Origin of the sequence: Streptomyces sp. NBC_01408, assembly GCF_026340255.1 — a bacterium.
Classification (GTDB): domain Bacteria; phylum Actinomycetota; class Actinomycetes; order Streptomycetales; family Streptomycetaceae; genus Streptomyces.
Genome location: NZ_JAPEPJ010000001.1, coordinates 2,866,983 through 2,889,294 on the forward strand (window position 1 = coordinate 2,866,983; position 22,312 = coordinate 2,889,294).

General features: G+C 71.3%; 17 protein-coding genes. 8 read left to right on the forward strand and 9 right to left on the reverse strand.

Annotated elements, in window-relative coordinates; translation table 11 throughout:
• The first annotated feature begins 15 nt into the window (after positions 1-15).
• The gene (locus tag OG447_RS13055; RefSeq protein WP_266936654.1) at positions 16-255 is read left to right on the forward strand and encodes a hypothetical protein; all 240 of its coding nucleotides are present in this window, start codon (positions 16-18) and stop codon (positions 253-255) included.
• 125 nt (positions 256-380) lie between these two features.
• Here OG447_RS13055 and OG447_RS13060 read toward each other — a convergent pair whose 3' ends face one another.
• Positions 381-929 (reverse strand): MarR family winged helix-turn-helix transcriptional regulator, encoded by a 549-nt coding sequence (locus OG447_RS13060; protein WP_266936655.1) that lies wholly within the window; start codon positions 927-929, stop codon positions 381-383.
• A gap of 103 nt (positions 930-1,032) precedes the next feature.
• On the opposite strand from OG447_RS13060, the gene OG447_RS13065 reads away from it, so the two are divergent.
• The 3 genes from OG447_RS13065 to OG447_RS13075 are packed head-to-tail and all read left to right on the forward strand — an operon-like array spanning position 1,033 to position 3,870.
• The gene (locus OG447_RS13065) at positions 1,033-1,965 is read left to right on the forward strand and encodes an EamA family transporter (RefSeq protein WP_266936656.1); all 933 of its coding nucleotides are present in this window, start codon (positions 1,033-1,035) and stop codon (positions 1,963-1,965) included.
• A gap of 50 nt (positions 1,966-2,015) precedes the next feature.
• Positions 2,016-2,960, forward strand: a complete 945-nt coding sequence (locus OG447_RS13070) for a DMT family transporter (RefSeq protein WP_266936657.1) — start codon at positions 2,016-2,018, stop codon at positions 2,958-2,960.
• A gap of 10 nt (positions 2,961-2,970) precedes the next feature.
• A complete protein-coding gene (locus tag OG447_RS13075; RefSeq protein ID WP_266936658.1) occupies positions 2,971-3,870 on the forward strand; it encodes a LysR family transcriptional regulator in 900 nt (299 codons plus the stop codon).
• A 135-nt stretch (positions 3,871-4,005) separates the two neighbouring features.
• Here OG447_RS13075 and pepN (OG447_RS13080) read toward each other — a convergent pair whose 3' ends face one another.
• A complete protein-coding gene (pepN, locus tag OG447_RS13080) occupies positions 4,006-6,582 on the reverse strand; it encodes an aminopeptidase N (RefSeq protein ID WP_266936659.1) in 2,577 nt (858 codons plus the stop codon).
• Between the two features lie 141 nt (positions 6,583-6,723).
• The gene (locus tag OG447_RS13085) at positions 6,724-7,755 is read right to left on the reverse strand and encodes an aspartate-semialdehyde dehydrogenase (RefSeq protein WP_266936660.1); all 1,032 of its coding nucleotides are present in this window, start codon (positions 7,753-7,755) and stop codon (positions 6,724-6,726) included.
• 260 nt (positions 7,756-8,015) lie between these two features.
• Between OG447_RS13085 and OG447_RS13090 the strand changes: the two genes are divergently transcribed.
• Positions 8,016-9,497 (forward strand): M28 family metallopeptidase, encoded by a 1,482-nt coding sequence (locus tag OG447_RS13090; protein ID WP_266936661.1) that lies wholly within the window; start codon positions 8,016-8,018, stop codon positions 9,495-9,497.
• A 108-nt stretch (positions 9,498-9,605) separates the two neighbouring features.
• Here OG447_RS13090 and OG447_RS13095 read toward each other — a convergent pair whose 3' ends face one another.
• Positions 9,606-12,929 (reverse strand): S8 family serine peptidase, encoded by a 3,324-nt coding sequence (locus OG447_RS13095; RefSeq protein WP_266936662.1) that lies wholly within the window; start codon positions 12,927-12,929, stop codon positions 9,606-9,608.
• Between the two features lie 273 nt (positions 12,930-13,202).
• Complete coding sequence (locus OG447_RS13100; protein ID WP_266936663.1) at positions 13,203-13,766, reverse strand: CGNR zinc finger domain-containing protein; 564 nt, start codon at positions 13,764-13,766, stop codon at positions 13,203-13,205.
• A gap of 120 nt (positions 13,767-13,886) precedes the next feature.
• On the opposite strand from OG447_RS13100, the gene OG447_RS13105 reads away from it, so the two are divergent.
• On the forward strand, positions 13,887-14,345 hold the full coding sequence (locus OG447_RS13105) for a VOC family protein (protein ID WP_266936664.1): 459 nt from the start codon (positions 13,887-13,889) through the stop codon (positions 14,343-14,345).
• Entirely contained in the window at positions 14,345-15,232 is an 888-nt protein-coding gene (locus tag OG447_RS13110; RefSeq protein WP_266936665.1) for a pyridoxamine 5'-phosphate oxidase family protein, read from the forward strand. The genes OG447_RS13105 and OG447_RS13110 overlap by 1 nt, the downstream gene beginning before the upstream one ends.
• On the opposite strand, the gene OG447_RS13115 is transcribed toward OG447_RS13110, so the two are convergent.
• Together OG447_RS13115 and pepN (OG447_RS13120) are read right to left on the reverse strand one after the other, a co-directional pair.
• Entirely contained in the window at positions 15,208-16,170 is a 963-nt protein-coding gene (locus OG447_RS13115; RefSeq protein WP_266936666.1) for a hypothetical protein, read from the reverse strand. The genes OG447_RS13110 and OG447_RS13115 overlap by 25 nt on opposite strands.
• A gap of 252 nt (positions 16,171-16,422) precedes the next feature.
• A complete protein-coding gene (gene pepN, locus OG447_RS13120) occupies positions 16,423-19,008 on the reverse strand; it encodes an aminopeptidase N (protein ID WP_266936667.1) in 2,586 nt (861 codons plus the stop codon).
• 137 nt (positions 19,009-19,145) lie between these two features.
• Here pepN (OG447_RS13120) and OG447_RS13125 point away from each other — a divergent pair, with 137 nt between their 5' ends.
• Positions 19,146-19,793 carry a DsbA family protein gene (locus tag OG447_RS13125; RefSeq protein WP_266936668.1) on the forward strand — a complete coding sequence of 216 codons (648 nt, stop codon included), beginning with the start codon at positions 19,146-19,148 and terminating at the stop codon, positions 19,791-19,793.
• 118 nt (positions 19,794-19,911) lie between these two features.
• Here OG447_RS13125 and OG447_RS13130 read toward each other — a convergent pair whose 3' ends face one another.
• Entirely contained in the window at positions 19,912-20,568 is a 657-nt protein-coding gene (locus tag OG447_RS13130) for a superoxide dismutase (protein ID WP_266936669.1), read from the reverse strand.
• Positions 20,569-20,753: 185 nt separating this feature from the next.
• Positions 20,754-22,169 (reverse strand): amino acid permease, encoded by a 1,416-nt coding sequence (locus OG447_RS13135; protein WP_266936670.1) that lies wholly within the window; start codon positions 22,167-22,169, stop codon positions 20,754-20,756.
• Positions 22,170-22,312: the final 143 nt, after the last annotated feature.

A 22,312-nucleotide genomic window follows, 5' to 3' on the forward strand; every position in this document is an offset into this window, starting at 1 on the left:
CGCTACGTTTGCACCGTGGACAAGAAGAACGCTCTGCGCGCCGGCGCCGTTACGGCCGGAACGACGCTGATGATGCTGCTGATGACGTCTCCCGCCCTCGCGCTGACCCGTGACGACGGCGACGACCCGGGTCCGGGCCTGAGCATCGGCGAGACGCTCGGCCTGTACGTGGCCCTGCCGATCGTGCTGTTCCTGGTCATCGCGGGCCTCGTGATGGTGGGCGACAAGTCGCACAAGCAGCAGAACCAGGCCTGACCGGCCTGACCGGTCTGACCTCCGGGTCAGCACCGCAGACTTCCGGGGCGCCGGGGGTCCGCACCGCCGATCGATCCGGCCGTGTGGCGACCCTCGGCGCCTTGTTGCGTCCTCGTCCTGGCCCGTCAGGGCCCCGTCGCGCCCTCGGACCCGGCCAGTAGCTTGCGGAGCAGGCCGGACAGGATCTCGACCTCCTCGTCGCCCAGCCCGGTGAGGGCGGCGCGCTGCACCTCCAGCCCGGCGGTGACGGCCTCGTCGACGAGCGCGAGGCCGCGGTCGGTGATCGTCACCTGGAGCCCCCGCCGGTCGTGCGGATCGGGCTTGCGGCACAGCAGGCCGGCCTTCTCCAGCTTGTCCAGACGCCCCGTCATGCCGCCCGTGGTGAGCATCAGCGTGGCCGACAGCTGGCGGGGCGAGAGCGTGTACGGGGCGCCGGAGCGGCGCAGCGTTCCGACCACGTCGAACTCCCCGCGCGAGATGCCGTAGCGCCCGTACGCCTCTTCCATGGCGTCGCCCACGGCCCGGCCGATCCGGAAGATCCGTCCGAAGACGGCCATGGGCGCGGTTTCCAGTTCGGGGCGCACCGCGTACCACTGGCCGATGATCGCGTCGACGGCGTCGGCCGCGGCCGGGGTGCTCTTCGGGGGTGCCTGGGGGGTGGCGGCGTCGCTCATGGCTGAAGTATCCGGTTCCCCTTCGATCGTTCGCAAGAAAGCTGCTTGATGTTAAGTAGCTTAGAGCTAAGCTACTTGCGAGCGATCTACTTTGGGGGAATCCATGAAGCGCTTCACCACCGTCGCCCTGACGGCCCTCGCGCCCGTCTCCTGGGGCTCGACCTACGCCGTCGCCACCGAACTGCTGCCGCCCGACCGGCCGCTGTTCACCGGGGCGATGCGCGCCCTCCCCGCCGGGCTGCTGCTCGTGGCCCTCTCCCGCACGCTGCCCAAGGGCGCCTGGTGGTGGAAGTCCGCCGTCCTCGGCACGCTCAACATCGGGGCCTTCTTCCCCCTGCTGTTCCTCTCCGCCTACCGGCTCCCCGGCGGTGTCGCGGCCGTGCTCGGCGCCGCCGGACCACTGTTCGTCGTCGGGCTCGCCGCCCTGCTCCTGGGGGAGCGGGCGAGCCTGCGCACCGTGCTCGCCGCCGTCGTCGGGGCGTTCGGCGTGAGCATGGTGGTCCTCACCGCCGAAGCCCGGCTCGACCTGGTCGGCGTCATCGCGGGCGTGGTCTCCTCCGCCTCCATGGGGGCGGGCACGGTCATGGCCAAGCGCTGGGGCCGCCCGGAGGGCGTCGGGCCGCTGGCCGTGACCGGGTGGCAGCTCACCGCGGGCGGGCTGGTCATCATCCCGATCGCCGCCCTGGTCGAGGGGGCGCCGCCCGCCCTCGATGGCAAGGCCTTCCTCGGCTACGGCTACATGATGCTGATCAACACCGGGATCGCGTACTGGCTCTGGTTCCGCGGCATCGGGCAGCTCACCGCCACCTCGGTCACCCTGCTCGGACCGCTCTCCCCGCTCACCGCCGCCGTCATCGGCTGGGCGGCCCTCGGGCAGGCGCTGTCCCCCGTGCAGCTGGTGGGCATGGCGATCGCCTTCGGCGCCACCGTCGCGGGTCAGCTGTTCGTCGCCAAAGCCGCCCAACCGTTCAGTTCTACTGAAAAGAACGATCGAAACATTTCGATGGACCTGAGTGATGAGCGGGTGCGACGGTAGACCGGTCACCGACAGACCAGAACCCCAGGGGGAGACACACAGTGGCCGTCATGGACCGCGTCCGCACCGTTTCGCACGGCAGCACCACAGCCACGGGCAAGAAGGGGGCCGCCGGACTCGGCGTACTCCTCGCCCTGCTCGCGACGGTCGTGTGGTCCGGCAGCTTCGTCGCCACCCGGGGCATGGCCGACCACGTCCCGCCCGTCCAGGCCGTCTTCTGGCGCTGGATCATTGCCACCCTCGCGGTCGCCCCCTTCGCCGCCCGCCAGGCCTGGCAGCAGCGGGCCCTGATCCGCGAGCACCTCGGCTACATCGCCCTCGCCACGCTCTTCGGCGTCACCCTCTACAACACCCTCGTGCACCAGGCCGGCTTGACCACCTCCGCCTCCAACATGGGCATGATCATGGCCGCCTCACCGGTCGTCATGGCGCTCTACGCCCGCCTCGGCGGGGAACGCCTCGGCGCCCGGCGCACCTTCGGACTGCTGCTCGCCGCCCTCGGCGTGCTGCTGCTGGTCGGGGACGGCTCCCTCGGCTTCGACTTCGGCGCCGGCGACCTGTGGATGTTCGGCGCCGCCCTCTCCTTCGCCACGTACAGCGCGCTGCTCAAGCGCAAGCCCGCCGAGATCGGCGGACTGGCCTTCCTGATCACCACCTTCGTGCTCGGCGCGCTGATGCTGGCCCCCGCCTACGCCGTCTCCGTCGCCGTCCAGGGCGGCTTCGAGGTCTCCGCCACGACGGCCGGACCCCTGCTCTACGTCGGGGTGTTCTCCTCGGCCGTCGCCTTCTTCGCCTGGAACAAGGCGGTCTCGGTCATCGGGGCGGCCCGCGCCGGAGTCGTCTACTACCTCCAGCCGGTCTGCGTGGCAGGCCTCGGCCTCCTGTTCCTCGGCGAGCGGACCGGCCCGGCGCAGCTGCTGTGCATGGCGCTGATCCTCGGAGGGGTCGGGCTGGGGAGTGCCGTGCCGGTCAGGCCGGCCAGTGTCCGGCGGTAGGTTCGGGCCCATGACCGAGTGGGACATCAAGAAGCTGCGGATCCTGCGGGCCCTCGCCGAACAGGGCACCGTGACCGCGACGGCCGAGGCGCTGCACATGACGCCCTCGGCCGTTTCGCAGCAGCTGACGAACCTCGCGCGGCAGCTCGGCGTGACGCTGCTGGAGGCACAGGGCCGCCGCGTCCGCCTCACCGACGCGGCGCACCTGGTCCTGCGGCACGCGGAGGCGGTGTTCGCACAGCTGGAGCGGGCCGACGCGGAACTGGCCGGATACCTCGCCGGGGAAGCGGGCGAGGTGCGGATCGGGGCCTTCTCCACCGCCGTACCGGCGCTCGTGGTCCCGGCGGTGGCCGCACTGCGCCGCAGCCACCCCCGGGTGGAGGTCCGGGTCCGCGAGACGGAGGCCGCCGAGTCCTACGAGCTGCTGTCCGCCGGGGCCGTCGACCTCGCCCTGTCACTCGCGGCCCACGCGCCGACCGCGCGGGACCCCCGCTTCACCCGGATCACCCTGCTGGAGGACCCGCTGGACGTGGCGCTCCCGCCGGGCCACCCACGGGCCCACGCGCGCGGCCTGCGCCTCGCGGACCTCTCCGGGGACCCGTGGATCTACGGGGGCAGCGGCCCCTGGTCGGAGATCGCCCGGGGCGCCTGCGAGGCGGCGGGCTTCGTACCGGAACAGGCGCACTCGGCCTCCGGCTGGACCGCGATCCTGGCCATGGTCGAGGCGGGCATGGGCGTGGCCCTGGTCCCCCGGATGGTGTCGAGCCGCGCCTCGGGCGTGGCGGTCCGGGTCCTCACCCACGACCGCCCCACCCGGCACGTCATCGCCGCGGTCCGCCGGGGCGCGGAGTCCGCGCCCGCGCTGGCGCACGCCCTGGCCGCCCTGCGAGCCGTCGCCGCCGACCGCTAGCCGGGGGCCCGGTGCTGCCGAGGGCTCCGCCCCCGGACCCCCGGTCCTCAAACGCCGGACGGGCTGAAAGACAGCCTCGCCGGCGTTTGAGGCGCGGGGTCTGGGGCGGAGCCCCAGGAAACCGGCGCGGGCCCGTCAGCCCCGAGCGGCAGCGATGTCGGCCGCCTGGGCCTTCAGCGCGCGCTCGACGCCCGAGCGGGACTCCAGGACCAGCCGGCGCAGCGCCGCGTTCGGCTCGGCCGAGGCCAGCCAGGCGTCCGTCGCGGCCAGCGTCTCCGGCGAGACCTGGAGCGAGGGGTACAGACCCACCGCGATCTGCTGGGCGATCTCGTGGCTGCGGGTCTCCCAGACGCCCTTGACCGCCTCGAAGTACTTCGCGGTGTACGGGGCCAGCAGCTCACGCTGACCGGTCTGGACGAAGCCCCCGATCACCGCCTCCTGCACCGCGTTCGGCAGGTCGGCGGAGTCCACCACCGAGGCCCAGGCCGCGGCCTTGGCCTCCGCCGTCGGGCGCGCGGCCGTCGCCGTCGCCGCGTGGCGCTCACCGGCCGCCGTGGCGTCCCGCTCCAGCTCCGCCGCGATGGCCGCCTCGTCGGCGACACCCGTGGCGGCGAGCTGCTCCAGGAACGCCCAGCGCAGCTCGGTGTCGACGGCCAGGCCCTCGACCTCCGCGGTGCCGTCCAGCAGCGCCGACAGGTACGCCAGCTGCTCCTCGGTGCGGGCGGTGGCCGCGAAGGCACGGGCCCACGCCAGCTGGTGGTCGCCGGCCGGCTCGGCCGCCCGCAGGTGCTCCAGCGAGGCCTCGGTCCAGATCGCCAGGCCCTCCTCGCGCCACGCCGGGTCGGCGTACAGCTCGATGGCGAGCTTCACCTGCCGCTGGAGCGACTGGACGACGCCGATGTCGGACTCCTTGCCGATGCCCGAGAGGACCAGCGCGAGGTAGTCGCGGGTGGCGAGCTCGGCGTCGCGCGTCATGTCCCAGGCCGAGGCCCAGCACAGCGCCCGCGGCAGCGACTCGGTGAAGTCGCCGAGGTGCGCGGTGACCGTGGCCAGGGACTCCTCGTCGAGGCGGACCTTCGCGTACGACAGGTCGTCGTCGTTGAGCAGCACGACGGCCGGGCGGACCCGGCCCACGAGTTCCGGTACGGCCGTCAGCTCGCCGTCGATGTCCAGCTCGATCCGGTCCGTCCGTACGAGGGCGCCGTCCTGGAGCTCGTACAGGCCGACCGCGATGCGGTGCGGCCGCAGCGTCGGCTCGCCCTTGGCGCCGGCCGGCAGGGCCGGAGCCTCCTGGCGCACCGCGAAGGCGGTGATGACGCCCTGCGCGTCCGTCTCGACCTGCGGCCGCAGCACGTTGATGCCGGCCGTCTCCAGCCACGCCTTCGACCAGGCGGTCAGATCGCGGCCCGAGGTCTCCTCCAGGGCGCCGAGCAGGTCGGACAGGCGCGTGTTCCCGAAGGCGTGCGCCTTGAAGTAGGCCTGTACGCCCTTGAAGAAGGCCTCCGTGCCGACGTAGGCGACGAGCTGCTTGAGCACCGAGGCGCCCTTGGCGTACGTGATGCCGTCGAAGTTGACCAGGACGTCGTCCAGGTCACGGATGTCCGCCATGATCGGGTGCGTGGACGGCAGCTGGTCCTGCCGGTACGCCCAGGTCTTCATCGAGTTGGCGAAGGTGGTCCACGCGTGCGGCCACTTCGAGCCCTCGGCGTCCGCCTGGCAGGCGATCGAGGTGTAGGTGGCGAAGGACTCGTTCAGCCACAGGTCGTTCCACCACTCCATGGTGACCAGGTCGCCGAACCACATGTGCGCGAGCTCGTGCAGGATGGTCTCGGCGCGCGTCTCGTACGCCGCGTCCGTCACCTTCGAGCGGAAGACGTACTGGTCGCGGATGGTGACCGCGCCCGCGTTCTCCATCGCGCCCGCGTTGAACTCCGGGACGAAGAGCTGGTCGTACTTGGCGAAGGGGTAGTCGTAGGCGAACTTCTCCTGGAACCAGTCGAAGCCCTGCCGGGTGACCTCGAAGATCGCGTCCGCGTCGAGGAACTCGGCGAGCGAGGGCCGGCAGTAGATGCCGAGCGGCACGGACTGCCCGCCCGGACCCTCGTAGGAGCTGTGCACCGCGTGGTACGGGCCGACGATCAGCGCGGTGATGTACGAGGAGATGCGCGGGGTCGGCTCGAACACCCAGACCCGGTCCTTGGGCTCGGGCGTCGGGGAGTTCGAGATGACCGTCCAGCCCTCGGGGGCCGTCACGGTGAACTGGAACGTGGCCTTCAGGTCGGGCTGCTCGAAGCTGGCGAAGACCCGCCGCGCGTCCGGAACCTCGAACTGGGTGTAGAGGTAGGCCTGCTGGTCGACCGGGTCGACGAAGCGGTGCAGGCCCTCACCGGTGTTGGTGTACGCGCAGTCCGCGACGACGCGGAGCTCGTTGGCCCCCGCAGCCAGGTGCGGCAGGGCGATCCGCGAGTCCCGGAAGACGGCGGTGACGTCCAGCGCCTTGCCGTTCAGGACGACCTCGTGCACGGCCGGGGCGACCAGGTCGATGAAGGTCTCGGCATCGGCCTCGGCGGACTGGAAGCGCACCGTGGTCACGGACGGGTAGGTGCCCCCGTCCTGCGCGCCGCTGAGATCGAGTTCGACCTCGTACGAGTCGACGGTGAGCAGCTTCGCCCGCTGCTGAGCCTCTTCACGGGTGAGATTCGTGCCTGGCACGCGGTCATCTCCTTCGATGGTGACGTTCCGGCCCATCCTTCCACGCGGTCGGGGTCACGTCGTCGGAGTAACCCAGAGGCGAACACGGCCGATGGGGCGGCACCGGCACGGTGTCGCCCCATCGGGTACGCGTGAGCGGGGTCAGCCCTGGCGCAGCTCCTCGGCCACCAGCTCCGCGATCTGGACCGCGTTCAGGGCCGCGCCCTTGCGCAGGTTGTCGTTCGACAGGAACAGCGCGAGGCCGTTGTCCACCGTCTCGTCGGCCCGGATGCGGCCCACGTACGAGGCGTCCTTGCCGGCGGCCTGGAGCGGGGTGGGGATCTCCGAGAGCTCGACGCCGGGGGCGTCCTTGAGCAGCTCGTAGGCGCGCTCGACGCTGATCGGGCGGTCGAAGCGGGCGTTGATCTGGAGGGAGTGGCCGGAGAAGACCGGCACGCGCACGCAGGTGCCCGAGACCTTGAGCTCCGGGATCTCCAGGATCTTGCGGGACTCGTTGCGGAGCTTCTGCTCCTCGTCGGTCTCGAAGGAGCCGTCGTCGACGATCGAGCCCGCGAGCGGGACGACGTTGTAGGCGATGGGGCGCTTGTAGACGGCCGGCTCCGGGAAGTCCACCGCGCCGCCGTCGAAGGTCAGCTGGTCGGCGGCCTCGGAGACCGCGCAGGCCTGGGTGCGCAGCTCGGCGACGCCGGCCAGGCCCGAGCCGGACACGGCCTGGTAGGTGGTGGCGATCAGCGCGGACAGGCCGGCCTCGTCGTGCAGCGGGCGCAGCACCGGCATCGCGGCCATGGTGGTGCAGTTCGGGTTCGCGATGATGCCCTTGGGGCGGTTCTTGATCGCGTGCGGGTTGACCTCGGAGACGACGAGGGGGACCTGGGGGTCCTTGCGCCAGGCCGAGGAGTTGTCGATCACTACGGCGCCCTGCGCGGCGACCTTCTCGGCGAGGGCCCTGGAGGTGGCGCCGCCCGCGGAGAAGAGCACGATGTCCAGGCCGGAGTAGTCGGCCGTGGAGGCGTCCTCGATGGTGATCTCCCGGCCCTCCCATTCGAGGGTGGAGCCCGCGGAACGGGCCGAGGCGAACAGCCGCAGCTCGTCCACCGGGAACTTCCGCTCGGCGAGGATGCCGCGCATGACTCCGCCGACCTGTCCGGTGGCTCCGACGATTCCGACCCTCACGGTGACTCCTTTGGTACGTACGACGCGGGCGCGCGTGAAGCCATCATGCGTTCGACCCCACGAGCCTTGTCCAATCCATTGTCCGAGGAACGGACGGCGTCCTGAATGTGAACGCGTGTGACGAGTCCGTGGCGGGCGTGTTGCAGAGCCCCTGAACATCCGTTTTGCCAGGTCAGAGCCGGTTAGCGTGCGATCTGCCATGGCCCGTATTCCGGACATGGCCGACCGCAGAACGAACATCCGACTCGGGGAGATCCACCGTGCGCGCCATCCGCCACCGCCGCCGGTCCATACCGGCGCTCGCCGCCCTCGCGGCCGCCGCCGTCGCCGCACCCGTCCTGCTGACCGCCACTCCGGCGGCCGCCCACCCGCGGGAGGGCAGGCTCGCCAAGGAGCTGGTGGAGGAGGTCACCGCCCGCGGCGCCTACCGCCACCTGGCGAAGTTCCAGCAGATCGCCGACGCCAACGGCGGCAACCGCGCCGCCGGTACGCCCGGCCACGAGGCCTCCGCCGCCTACGTGCACGACACGCTGAAGAAGGCCGGGTACCAGGTCTCGTACCAGGACTTCGACATCTACGAGGCGCACACGAAGACGGAGAGGACCACTGTCCTGGGCGCCGGGGGCCGCGAGCTGGCCACCGCCGCCTTCACGTTCACCAAGTCCACCCCGGCCAGCGGCCTGGCCGCTCCGCTCGCCCTCGCGCGGGTCGACGAGACCCCCGGCTGCACGGCCGACGACTACCCGGCGGGCGCCTTCACCGGGAAGATCGCCCTGGTCAAGCGCGGTTCCTGCACCTTCGTGGAGAAGCAGAACGCGGCCGCCGCGGCCGGCGCGATCGGCGTCATCGTCTACAACCACAGCGGCACCACCCCGGTGCGCGGCGGGTTCTCCTCGCCCGCCGAGGGTCTCATCCCGAGCGCCGGCATCACGCTGGCCGACGGCGAGGCGCTGACCGCGGCCGCGGCCGCGGGCGAGGTGACCGTACGCCTGGACCTGGACCAGGAGCACGTGAAGAAGACCACCCGCAACGTGATCGCCGAGACCAGGGGCGGCCGTTCCGACCGCGTGGTGACGGTCGGCGCGCACCTGGACTCGGTCCCGGAGGGCCCGGGCATCAACGACAACGGCTCCGGCTCGGCCGGCCTGCTGGAGGTGGCGCTGAAGCTCGCGGACGAGGGCGCGAACAAGAAGGGCAAGGGGCCCGCCAACAAGGTCCGCTTCGCCTGGTGGTCGGCCGAGGAGCTGGGCCTGCTGGGCTCCGAGCACTACGTGGCGCAGCTGTCGGAGCAGCAGCGGAAGGACATCGCCCTGTACCTGAACTTCGACATGATCGCCTCGCCGAACCCGGTGCAGTTCGTCTACGACGGCGACGACTCGGACAGGACCGGGGCGGGCGCGGGCCCGGCCGGCTCGGCGCAGATCGAGGCGCTGATCAACGGCTTCCTGGACAAGAAGGGCAAGCCGCACGAGGGCAGTGACTTCGACGGCCGCTCCGACTACGGCCCGTTCATCGCGAACGGCATCCCGGCCGGCGGCACCTTCACCGGCGCCGAGGGCATCAAGAGCGCCGAGCAGGCCAAGCGGTACGGGGGCACGGCCGGGGCCCCGTACGACCCGAACTACCACGGGGCGGGCGACGACCTGCGGAACCTGGACCTGAAGGCCTTCGACACCAACCTGGACGTGATCGCCCACGCGGTGGGCATCTACGCCGAGTCCCTGCGGTCGCTGGGCAAGTAGTCCCGTAGACCGGGGCGGCCGCCGGGGGAGCGGCTCCCGGGGGACGGCGAAGGGGCGGGCGCTCGATCCGGGCGCCCGCCCCTCCGTCATTCGATCAGCCGGCCGCCGTTACGGCAGGACCTTCTCGATCTGCACGCTGCCGGTGCCGGCGGCGGTGCCGCGGGCGTTGAGCAGCTGGACCTGGCCGAAGAACTGCCGGCCCTCGGGGGCCGCGCTGCTGACCAGGACGTTCGCCGAGACCTGCGCGGTGGCGCCGGTGGCGAGGTTCACCGCGGCGGCCTCGTCGACCTGGACGGAGCCCAGGGCGGCCGAGAAGAACACGTCGCGGTAGTCGTACGTGGTGGAGCCGGACGGGACCGCGTAGCCGATCACCTTCACGGTGTAGGTGCCCGCGGCCGGGTTCGCCAGGCTCACGGCCTCCTCGGAGTCGCCGTCGGCGGCGGAGCCGACCTTGACGCCGTCCTTGTAGACCTCGAGGTCGAGGTCGGCGGCGGTGTCGGACACCTTGCCGATCGCGACGTCGAGGCGGGAGGTGCCCTCGGCGACCGTGACCTCGGTGGTGTGGGTCTCACCGTTCGCGATGGTCGGCTTGGCGACCTTCGCGGAGCCGAGCGGACCGCCCTGGAGCTTGCCGCCGGTGATGGCCGCAGCGTCGTTCTTGACGCTCCACTGGACCGGGGCGGGGGTGCCCTGCTTCACCTCGGGCAGGACCTTGACCGCGGGGTCGAAGGCGGCGCCGAGCAGGGAGACGTCCAGCTTGTACGGGTTGTCGAGCAGCGGCGACGTACGGCGCGACTCGACCTCGATCTCCCAGACGCCCGGCGTCGGCTCGGGGTACGAGCGCACGTCGGGGCGGCAGGTGTTGTCCGGGTTGTCGTAGTTCGGGTAGCAGTTCACCGTGGACGTCGGGTCGACCGGCGTACCGTACGGGTGGATCGCGATGAAGCGGGTCTGGCTGCCCGCCGCGAGACCGCTGAGGGCGACCTCGAGGCTCTTCGCGCCCTGCGGGACGGTCACGAAGTACGACTTGTGGGTGTTGCGCTGCACCGAGGAGGACTCCGACACCGCGAACGACGGGGTGGCCAGGGGGGCCGCCGCGACCACGGTCGTCAGGATCTGCTTGTCGATGCCCTCGGTGGTCTCGTCGTCCAGCTGCAGGATGCCGCTGTGGACGCCGGCCGACTTGGCGTTGGCCTCGACCTTGATGGTGACGGGCTTGTTCAGCGGCAGGGTGACGTAGTCGTAGCCGCCGATGACCTTGAAGGTGCCGTCGCTGTTGCGCCAGCTCAGGTCGTGCCGGGTGCCGTGCTTGACGCCCGTGGTGCGGGTGACGACGACGTTGTAGACCTTCTTCTGGCCGACCTTGAGGCCGCCCTCGCGGTCGTAGAGGCCGGTGCCGAAGCCCGGGGTCTTCAGGAACTGGTCGATCGCGGTGTCGACCGGGGCCTTGACGGTGAACTCGTTGGCCTTGGCGTCGCGCTGGATGGACTCCCACGCGCCGGGGACGTCGATCAGACCCGAACCCTGGGCGTGCGCCGGGACGTCTGCGATCTTCTTCGCGGTGCTGGTGAGCGCGATCCGCAGGGAGGCCGGCGTCAGCTTGATGCCCTGCTGCTTCGCGGCCGAGATCAGCAGGGCGCTGGCGCCCGCCGCCTGCGGCGAGGACATCGAGGTGCCCTGGAGCATGCCGTAGCCGGCCGGCAGCTGGTAGCCGGCCTCCTTCACCGGTGCGCCGGGCAGCCAGGTCTGGATGGTGTTGATCGAGGCGCCGGGGGCGGTGATGGTCGGCGTGAAGCCGCCGTCCTCACGCGGACCGCGCGAGGAGAACGGGAACATGTTGTACTTCGTGGCCACGCCGGAGCCGTAGTTGGCGGCCCAGGTCTCCTTGGAGACCGCGGCGCCCACGGAGATGACCTTGTCCGCGAGGGCCGGGTCGCCGATGGTGTTGACGCCCGGGCCCGAGTTGCCGGCCGAGATGACCAGCTGGACGCCGTAGGTGTCGATGAGGTTCTTGTAGAGCTCGGCGCGCGCGTTGTTGCCGTCGTTCAGCGCCGGGAGGCCGCCGATGGACATGTTGACGATGTCCACGCCGCGGTTGACGACGAGGTCGATCATGCCCTCGGTCAGCGCGATGTTGGTGCAGCCGCCGGACCAGGAGCAGGCGCGGGAGGAGACGAGCTTGGCGCCGGGCGCCTCGCCGTTCATCTTGCCGCCGAAGAGGCTGTTGGCGGCGGTGATGCCGGCGACGTGCGTGCCGTGCTCGGACTCGATGATGCCGACGTTGACGAAGTCGGCCTTCTTGCCGACCCAGTCACCGCCCAGCGGGTCCATCGGGACGTCCTTGCGGATCTCGATCACGAACGGGATGCGCTCGGCGACCTCGGTCGCCGGGTTGTCCGTGCCGAAGTAGCCGATCTGGTAGCCGTCCTTGTACGGCTTCATCGGCTCGTTGTTCGTGAAGTCGCCGTCCTGGTCGGTGTCGACGCGGACGGTGCCGGCGGCGGCGTCGTAGAGCAGGCCGAACCGGTCGGTGGTGTCGCCGTCGCGGTTGACGTCGCCCTTCATGTCACCGTTGGCGGTGATCGACTCGCTGAAGCGGCTCCACTGGAAGTTGCCCTCGGGGGCCTTCCAGCTCTGGCCGCCCGCGGTGAAGGTGCCGCCGGAGGGGGTGACCGGGGTGATCTGGGCGCGCCAGGTGGCGTCGCTGTCCGTGATCGGGTCGGTCGCCGTGACCCAGTCGACGATCTTGCGCTCGCCGGTGGTGGTCGTCTGCAGGGCCGGGTGGCCGAGGTCGACGCCCGAGTCCATGATGCCGATGGTCACGCCGCGGCCGTCGGCCTGCGGGTTCTGCTCGACGAAGTCCACCGCGCCGGTCTCGAAGGACGGGTTGTACGGGTTCTTCGCCGGGGTGTTCTTGTCCGGCGCCGCGTAGGTCTCGGCCGCGGTCTTCTTGGCCGTGCCGCTCTCGCGGTCCGCGTCGGGGCGCGGGTTCGGCAGCTGGATCTCGTGCCGCAGGTCGATGCCGTGCACGGAGGACAGCTTGGCGGCCGCCTTGAGGGCGGCCTCCGCCTGGGCGGTGGGCAGGGTGGCGCGGACGTATCCGAGGTTGTCGTACGTCTGGCCCACCGAGGCGCCCTGGACGGCGTCGAGCTGGTCGGCCACCTGCTTGGTCTGGCCGGGGGCGGTCGCGACCATGACGGTGACGTTGGCGTCACCCTTGGCCTTGGCCTCCTGGAGCAGCTCGGCGTCGGCCGAACCGAGCTTCTGCTCCGCGGACTTGACGGCCGGGTTGGTGCCCGGCTTGTCGGCGCCCGTCGCGGCGAAGACGGGCACGGCGCCGGTGGCCGCGAGGGCGGCGACCAGACCGGCCGCTGCCGCGACGCGGGCGACGCGTCTGGCCCCGGGTATGGAGCTGGGGGATTCGAGGGTCATCAGCATCCCTGGTAAGTGAAAGAAACGGTCCGGATTTCGGTGCCGGATGACCGGTCAGCTTTGCGCAAGGGACAGCTCTTTGGGGAGGGTTGTCATTGACCGAGACCTGTCATGGCGGACTCTCGCCACCGCGGCGTACCCGCCAACGGGAGCCAACCGGGGCACACCGGTGCGAATCTCAGGTGCCAGGGAGTCGATTTATCGATTTGACGGCCATGCATCGACCCCGGGGCGCGGCTTCGCCCCGGGGTGGGTGTGACAGATTTCGCGGGTTCAGCGCACGCGCGTGCGCGCGTAGTGGCGCGAGGCCTTTGCCCGGTTTCCGCAGGCGGCCATCGAGCACCAGCGGCGGGTGCCGTTGCGCGAGACGTCGTAGAAGCGCAGGACGCACGTCTCGGACGCGCACTTGCGGATGCGGTCGGGTGCGGAGCTCAGCAGCTCCAGGTAGTTCCGCGCGGCCGTCCACGCCGGCCCCCAGGTCCGGTCGTCGAACTCGGTCCGTTCGCCCGGCCCTTCGGCGGTCAGGGTGGCACGGATGCGGCCGTGTTCCAGCACGGCGTCGACCAGGGCGCGCGCGCTCTCGTCGGCCGGGTCCGCGACCGCGCGGGCCAGTGCCTCGCGGGCGGTCAGCAGGTGGACGAGGGTCGCCGCGTCGGCGCGGAAGCGGCCGGCCAGGCCGGTGCTCTCCAGCCAGACCGCGAGTCCTTGCATCCGGGTCAGCCCGGCCGCTCCGGCGAAGAGGTCCAGCGGTTCGCCGTCTTCGGCCCAGCGGGTGTTGAGCAGATCGAGGGCGACCGGCTCCCCGGTCAGGGGTCGTGGATCCGCCGTCGCCGTCATGTCGTGGACCCTTCTCGCAGCCTTGCTAACCCCTCAAGAGTACGTGACCGGTTGACGCGGATCTCTCTAACCTCTAATCTCAATTTAGAAGGTTATAAATCCTCTGGGGAAGGCACTGCCATGACGATCGTCATCAGCAAGCTCCGCACCGGCCACGTGGGCGTGAACGTCACCGATCTGGACCGCTCGCTCGCCTTCTACCGGGACGTCCTCGGCTTCCAGTCGCTGCTCGAGGGCAAGGAGGAGGGGCGCCGTTTCGCCCTCCTCGGACAGGACGGCGAGCTCGTCCTCGCCCTCTGGCAGCAGGCCGACGGCGCGTACGCCGCGGCCGCGGCCGGACTGCACCACCTGGCGCTCTCCGCAGGCGCGATCGAGGAGGTACGGGAGTACGAGGCGCGGCTGCGGGAGCTCGGCGTCGAGTTCGCGTACGACGGGGTCGTCGCCCACGGCGAGGGCGCGGTCTCCGGCGGCATCTTCTTCCACGACCCCGACGGCATCCGGCTGGAGATCTCCGTCCCGACCGGCGCCGAGGGTGCGCCCACCCCCGTCGCGGGGGCGCCGACCTGCGGATTCTTCTAATGAGCGGCGCGTACCACTGGGGCTCGCTGGCCGTGCAGGAGCGGGTCGGCGTACGGGACATGGCCGAGCACGTCGGCCGCTCGATCGGCACCGGCATCCGGGACGTCGCCGCGGCCTTCCTGGGGCTCCAGCCGCACTTGGTCGTCGGCGCCGCCGACGGTACGGGGCGGATGTGGGCCTCGCTGCTCACCGGGGCGCCCGGTTTCGTGCGGGCCACCGGGCCGGACCGGATCACGGTCGCCGGCGGACTACCGGCGGGCGACCCGCTCACGGAGGCGCTGGCCACCGCCGGGACCCGCGTCGGCACCATCGCGCTCGACCCGCGCACCCGGCGCCGGATGAGGCTGAACGGAACCCTTGAGGTGACCGGGCGCGGGTTCGCCGTGCGGGCGGAGCAGGTGTTCGCCAACTGCCCGAAGTACCTGCAGAAACGGCAGCCGCTGGACCTGGCCGCCGAGGGAGCCGGTGTCGTGCGGCGCGGGGATGCGCTCACCCCGGGTCAGGAGCGGGCCGTTCGCGGCGCCGACACCTTCTTCGTCGCCACCACGGCGGAGGCGGACGGTGCCGACGCCAGTCACAGGGGAGGGCTGCCGGGCTTCGTGGAGGTGCTCTCGCCGACGGAGCTGGCCTGGCCGGACTATGCGGGCAACGCCATGTTCCTGACCCTGGGGAACCTGACGGTCGATCCGCGGGCCGGGCTGCTCTTTCCGGACTGGGAGAGCGGGGCGGTCCTCCAGCTCAGCGGCCGGGCCCGGACGGAGTTCGGGGCCGACGGGAGCCGCCGCACCCGCTTCCGGGTGGAGTCGGTGGTGGAGAGCGTGCACCCGGGGCGACTGCTCTGGAGTGCCCCGGAGTACTCGCCTCACCTGGGCAGGACCACCAGGTAGGCGGCGGGCTCGCGGTCGCCGGAGGCCGTCAGGGCGGTCCGGACGACCGCGGCCTGCTGCTCGGGCCAGTCTCGGAGCTTGCGCGGGGTGATGTGGATGACGGTGACCCCGAGCCGCTCCAGGGTCTCCCGCTTGCGGGCGCACTCCGACCACTGCTCGTCCTCCCCCTGGCGCGGGGCGCGGGTGTCGATCTCGACGGCGACGGCCTGCTCGGGCCAGTAGGCGTCCACCCCGCCGAGGTGCGGGCCGCCGGGCAGCCGCAGGTCCACGTTCCAGACCGGCTCGGGCAGTTCGTAGCCCCGTACGAGGTGGTACAGCCGGTCCTCGGCGATGGCCCGGCCCTCCGCGAGGAGGGACTCCACGGCATCGACCACGTGCGGCCGGTTCAGCAGCCGCGCCACCGTCAGCTCCCGTACGACGGCGCCCGGTTCGCAGTGCCCGCCGCGCACGGCCTCGCTGAGCAGGCGGCGTACGGTACCGGCGTCGGAGAGCTGGGCGACGGCGTCGGCGACGGCCCGCGCCACGGGCGCCACCGGCAGGCCGGTCACCTCCTGGGACCGGGGCGGGGTGTGCGCGCGCACGATCCGCACGTCCCCGGCCGAGCGCAGCCGCCGGGTGCCGGGGAGCAGCACGTCGATGTGCGAGAGGGCGAGCAGCGCGGGCGCGGAGGAGAAGCGGTACAGCGCGAGCGCCGCCAACCCGGTGATCATGGCCTCGCCCCCGCCGCGCCGCCCCGCGTACAGCAGCGCGGCGTGCAGGCGCTCCTCGCTGGTCGCCGGTCCGGAGTGCAGCAGGAACACCCCGGGCAGGATCTGCTGCCAGGGCCGCTCGGCGGCGTCGGAGGCGGTCACGCCGTGCTCGCGCAGCTGGGCCAGGGTCAGCACGCGGGGGCGGCTGCCGGAGAGGTGGGCGAGGGGGAGGGGTGCGTTGTGGTTCATGACGCGGTGATTCCCTCAGGCCATGGCCTTGCTAACCCCTGTTACACGCCCGTCGGCAAATCGGGACAAGCCGGGGCTAAAGTACGGGCGTTCGACTGCCGATGGGGGCGCGGTCGTTTGTGCGGGTGCGGCGCCGCTGCTGGGGCTCCGCCCCAGACCCCGCGCCAAACGCCGGCGGGGCTGAAAGACAGCCTCGCCGGCGTTTGAGGCGCGGGGGTTCGGGGGCGGAGCCCCCGACAACGGCGCCGCGGGCTAGTTGGCCGCCGCCTCGTCGCAGCGCTGCGCGCGCAAGGCCCTGGCCAGGTCGTCGCGGGCCTCCAGCACCAGGCGGCGCAGCGCCGGCGGAGCCTCCTCGTGCGAGGAGAGCCACGCGTCCGTCGCCGCGACCGTGGCCTCGGAGTCCTGCAGCGACGGGTACAGCCCCTTCACCACGTCCATCGCGATCTGGATCGACCGCTCCTCCCAGACCCGCTCGACCGCCTCGAAGTAGCGCTCCGTGTACGGCGCCAGCAGGGCCCGCTGCGAGGACTGCTGCATGCCCGCGATCGTCGCCTCCACCAGCGCGTTCGACAGGCTGTCCGACTCGACCACCGCCGCCCAGGCCTGGTCCTTGACGGCCTCCGACGGCCGCGCCGCCAGGCACCGCACCTGGTGCCGCTTGCCCGAGGCCGTGTCGTCGCGCGCGAGTTCGGCGTGCAGCGTGTCCTCGTCCACCGCCCCGTGGGCGGCCAGCGGCAGCAGGAAGTCCCAGCGCAGCTCCTGGTCCACTTCCAGCCCGTCGATCCGCGCGGTCCCCTCCAGCAGCCCCAGCAGCAGCTGGAAGTCGCCCTCGGTGGCCGCGCTCGCGGCGAAGAACCGGGCCCAGGTCAGCTGGTGCTCGGAACCGGGCTCCGCCAGCCGCAGCTCGTGCAGCGCGCCCGCCGCCAGCTCCCGGCCGCCCTGCTCGCGCCAGTCCGGCGCCGCGTAGTGGGTGACGGCCGTCAGCGTCTGGCTGTGCACCATCTGCAGGACGCCGACGTGCGTCTCGCGGCCCGCGTGCGCCAGGACCAGCGAGACGAAGTCACGTGCGGGCATCAGCCCGTCCCGCGTCAGGTTCCACAGCGCCGACCAGCTCAGCGCCCGGGCCAGCGGGTCCGTGATGTCGCCCAGGTGGGCCCGCAGCGTGGCGAGCGAGCCCTCGTCGAAGCGGATCTTGCAGTAGGTGAGGTCCTCGTCGTTGACCAGGATCAGGTCGGGCCGCTCCAGGCCCGCCAGCTCCTCGACCACGGTCCGCGCGCCCGCCACGTCCGCCCCGGCCCGCGCGTAGCGGACCAGGGTGCCGTCGGACTCCAGCCGGTACAGGCCGACCGCGACCCGGTGCGGGCGCCCCGCCGACGGAGTCGGCTGACCGGGCAGGGCGTCGCCCTCCTGGACCACCGACAGTTCGGTCACCCGCCCGCCCGCGTCATAGGTGACCACCGGCATCAGCACGTTCACGCCGGCCGTCTGGAGCCACGCCCGCGACCACTCGGCCATGTCCCGCCCGGACACCTCGCCGAGCACCGACAGCAGGTCCTCCAGCCGCGTGTTCCCGTAGGCGTGGGCCTTGAAGTAGCGCCGCGCGCCGTCCAGGAACGCCTCCCGGCCCACGTAGGCGACCAGCTGCTTCAGCACGGAGGCGCCCTTGGCGTAGGTGATCCCGTCGAAGTTCAGCTTGGCGTCCTCCAGGTCGCGGATGTCGGCCGTGATCGGGTGCGTGGACGGCAGCTGGTCGGCCCGGTACGCCCAGGCCTTGCGGTTGTTGGCGAAGGTGACCCACGCCTGGTCGAAGCGGGTGGCCTCGACCAGCCCGAAGGACCCCATGAAGTCGGCGAAGGACTCCTTCAGCCACAGGTCGTCCCACCACTTCATGGTGACCAGGTCGCCGAACCACATGTGCGCCATCTCGTGCAGGATGACGTTCGCGCGCCGCTCGTACGAGGCCTGCGTGACCTTCCCGCGGAAGATGTACTCCTCGCGGAAGGTCACCATCCCCGGGTTCTCCATCGCGCCCAGGTTGTACTCCGGCACGAAGGCCTGGTCGTACTTGCCGAAGGGGTACGGGTAGTCGAAGATCTCGTGGAAGAGGTCGAAGCCCTGCTTGGTGACGAGGAAGACGTCGTCCGCGTCGAAGTGCTTCGCCAGCCCCTTGCGGCACATCGCGCCCAGCGGGATCGTCAGGTCCCCGCGGGTGTAGGAGTCGGTCACGTAGTGGTAGGGGCCGGCCACGACGCAGGTGATGTAGGTGGAGATCGGCCGGGTCTCGGCGAACCGCCAGACGCCACCCTCCCGCGACTCCTCCGCGCCGTTGCTCCACACCTGCCAGCCCTCCGGCGCGCTCACCTCGAAGCGGTAGGGCGCCTTCAGGTCGGGCTGCTCGAAGTTCGCGTACACCCGCCGGGCGTCCGCCGGTTCGTACTGGGTGTAGAGGTAGACCTCGCCGTCCTCCGGGTCCACGAAGCGGTGCATGCCCTCACCGGTGCGGCTGTACGCGCAGTTCGCGTCCACCACCAGGACGTTCTCGCCGGCCAGGCCGTCCAGCGCGATGCGGGCGCCGTCGAAGACCTCGGCGGGGTCGAGCGCGCGTCCGTTCAGGGTGACGGCGTTCACCGACGGGGCGATCAGGTCCGCGAAGGTGGCGGAGCCCGGGGCCGCGGCCCGGAAGCGGATGGTCGTCACCGAGCGGAAGGTGCGGGGACCCTCGGCCGGTTCGGCCTCGTCCACCGCGGACCTCAGGTCGAGGACCACCTCGTACCCGTCGACGGACAGCAGCTCGGCCCGATCGCGGGCCTCGTCGCGGGACAGATTCTCTCCGGGCACGTGCACTCCTTCGTGCGTGATCGCGTTCTTCTGACGAATCCTCGCACGGGGGGAATGCGTACGCCGGAGGCCTGGTTGGCGACGGGGACGGGACGCAGGGACGTCCCCCTGTACCGACATGAGGCTTGAGGAGAGACATGACCGACACCCAGGTGCGCGAGAAGACCCCCGTCGACTTCTGGTTCGACCCGCTCTGCCCCTGGGCCTGGATGACGTCCCGCTGGATGCTGGAGGTCGAGAAGGTCCGTGACGTCGAGGTCCGCTGGCACGTGATGAGCCTGGCCGTGCTCAACGAGAACAAGCTCGACGAGCTGCCCGAGCGGTACCGGGAGCTGCTCGGCCCCAAGGGCTGGGCGCCGGTCCGCGTGGTCATAGCCGCCCAGCAGAAGTTCGGCGAGGAGATCACCGGCAAGCTCTACACCGCCCTCGGCACCCGTATCCACAACGAGGACCAGGGCGCGACCCGTGAGGTCATCGCCGCCGCGCTGGACGAGGTCGGCCTGCCGGCCGAGCTGATCGCCTACGCCGACTCCGACGAGTACGACGAGGTGCTGCGCGCCTCGCACAACGACGGCATCGAGCGGGTCGGCCAGGAGGTCGGCACCCCGGTGATCTCCGTGCCCGGCGCCGAGGGCGAAGAGGTGGCCTTCTTCGGTCCCGTGGTCACCCCGGCCCCGCGCGGCGAGGCCGCCGCCCGGCTGTGGGACGGCACCCTGCTGGTCGCCTCGACCCCGGGGTTCTACGAGATCAAGCGCACCCGCACCAAGGGCCCGTCCTTCGAGTAGACCCGAAGGTACGCAGAAGGCCCCCGCGAGTCACGTCCTCGCGGGGGCCTTCTGTCGGACACGCCCGCCGGTGAAGGCTGAGAAGACGATCACGAGGCGGACGGGTTCGGGGTGCCGATCAGCCCTTGGCCGGGATCAGCAGCGGGGTGTTCGCCTTGGCGTCGGCGTAGCGCTTGGCCACGTCCTGCCAGTTGACGACATTCCACATGGCCTGGATGAAGTCCACCTTCTGGTTCTTGTACTGAAGGTAGAAGGCGTGCTCCCAGGCGTCGAAGACCAGGATCGGCACGGAGGCCTGGCCCACGTTGCCCTGGTGGTCGTAGACCTGCTCGACGATCAGACGGCCGCTGATGGGCTCGTACGCGAGCACGCCCCAGCCGGAGCCCTGCGTCGCGGAGGACGCGAAGGTCAGCTGCTTCTTGAAGGCGGCGAAGGAGCCGAAGGACTCGGTGATCGCGGCCGGCAGCTCGCCCAGGCCGTCCTTCTCGTCCGGGATGCCGCCGCCGTCACCGGTCTTCGGGCTGGCCATGTTGTGCCAGTAGATGCTGTGCAGGATGTGGCCGGAGAGGTGGAACGCGAGGTTCTTCTCCAGGCCGTTCAGCGCGCCCCAGTTCTCCTTGTCGCGCGCCTCCTCCAGCTGTTCCAGCGTGGTGTTGGCGCCCGCGACGTAGGCCGCGTGGTGCTTGTCGTGGTGCAGTTCGATGATCTGCGGGTTGATCACCGGCTCCAGCGCCGCGTAGTCGTAAGGAAGCTCAGGAAGCGTGTAGATGGCCATGCGTGTATCCGGTCCCCTCAGCGTGCCAACTGCTTATTGCAATCAATGCGCAACTGCACGCTAGCAGTAGGTATTCCCCGTCGCATGTAAGGGTCACCTCTCTTGTCGCGTCCTGCCGAACGCCGGAGGCCGGGCCCGTGCGATCGCACGGGCCCGGCCTCCGGGGCAGCGGAACTGAGGTGGGGTCAGGCCTCCGCGCCCGCCGCCGTTCCGCTTCCCCGACGCTGCATCACGTATCCGGTCACCGCGAGCGCGGCCGTCAGGCCTCCGGTGAAGACGACCTGGACGCGGGTGTCCTCGCCCAGGGCCATCAGCACCAGCACCCCGGCCACCCCGGCCAGCGCCACCCAGGTCAGGTAGGGGAAGCCCCACATCTTCACGACCAGCTTCCCGGGGGCCTCGCGCTCCAGCCGGCGGCGCAGCACGAACTGCGAGACGGCGATGAAGCCCCAGACGACGAGGATGACCCCGCCGACCATGTTCAGCAGCCAGGCGAACAGGGTGTCCGGGTACCAGTACGAGAGCAGCACGGTGACGAAGCCGAAGCCGGAGGAGGCGAGCACCGCGCGGCGCGGGACCCCGCCGGTGACCTTGCCCAGCGCCTTGGGGCCCTGGCCGCGGGAGACGAGGGAGTAGGCCATGCGCGAGGAGCCGTAGATGTTGGCGTTCATGGCGGACAGCAGGGCGATCAGGATGACCACGTTCATGATCTCGCCGGCCGCGGGGATGCCCAGGTGGTCCAGGGTGGCGGCGTAGGGGCCGTCCGCCGTGACTGCCGGGTCGTTCCAGGGCAGCAGGGTGACGATGACCAGCATGGAGCCGACGTAGACGATCGCGATGCGCCACATGGTGGTCTTCACGGCCCTGGCCACGCCCTTGACCGGGTTCTCGGACTCGGCGGCCGCGATGGTCACCGTCTCCAGCCCGCCGTACGCGACGACCGAGGCCAGCAGTCCGACGAGCAGGCCGTCCACCCCGTTGGGCAGGAAGCCGCCGTCGTGCAGCAGGTTGGCCGCGCCGGGGGAGGAGGTGCCGGGCAGCAGCCCCATGACGGCCAGCACGCCCAGGCCCAGGAAGAGTGCGATGGCGCCGATCTTGAGGGCGGCGAACCAGAACTCGAACTCGCCGAAGTGCGCCACGGCGCCCAGGTTGGACCCGCAGAAGACGGCCATGAAGACCAGCACCCACATCCAGGAGGGGGTGCCCGGGAACCAGCCGGTCATGATGTGCGCCGCGCCGATCGCCTCGATGGCCACGCCCACGCACAGCAGGGTCCAGAACATCCAGCCCGCTGTGAACCCCGCCCAGGGACCGACGGCCCGCTCCGCGTGCACGGAGAAGGAGCCGGAGGCGGGGTTCGCGGCGGACATCTCGCCGAGCATCCGCATCACGAACATCACGAGCAGCCCGGAGGCCGCGTAGGCGAGCACGATCGACGGGCCGGCGGCGGCGATCCCGGCCCCCGAGCCGACGAAGAGCCCGGCGCCGATGACCCCGCCGAGGGCGATCATCGAGAGGTGGCGCTGCTTGAGGCCGTTGCCGAGGGGGGAGCCGGCGTCGGTCTGCTGCGGTTCGGGTGGTGTCAGGGTGCTCTGGCTCATTGGGGGTGTGCCTGTCCGGTGTGCGGGGGGACGTGATGAGGTGCCCCAGTCTCACCTCTGTCCGATCTTCGGATGGTTTGCGTCCGATATGCGGACAGTCGGATGACCGGCCGTGATCATCCCCGTACGCTGCCGACAGGACG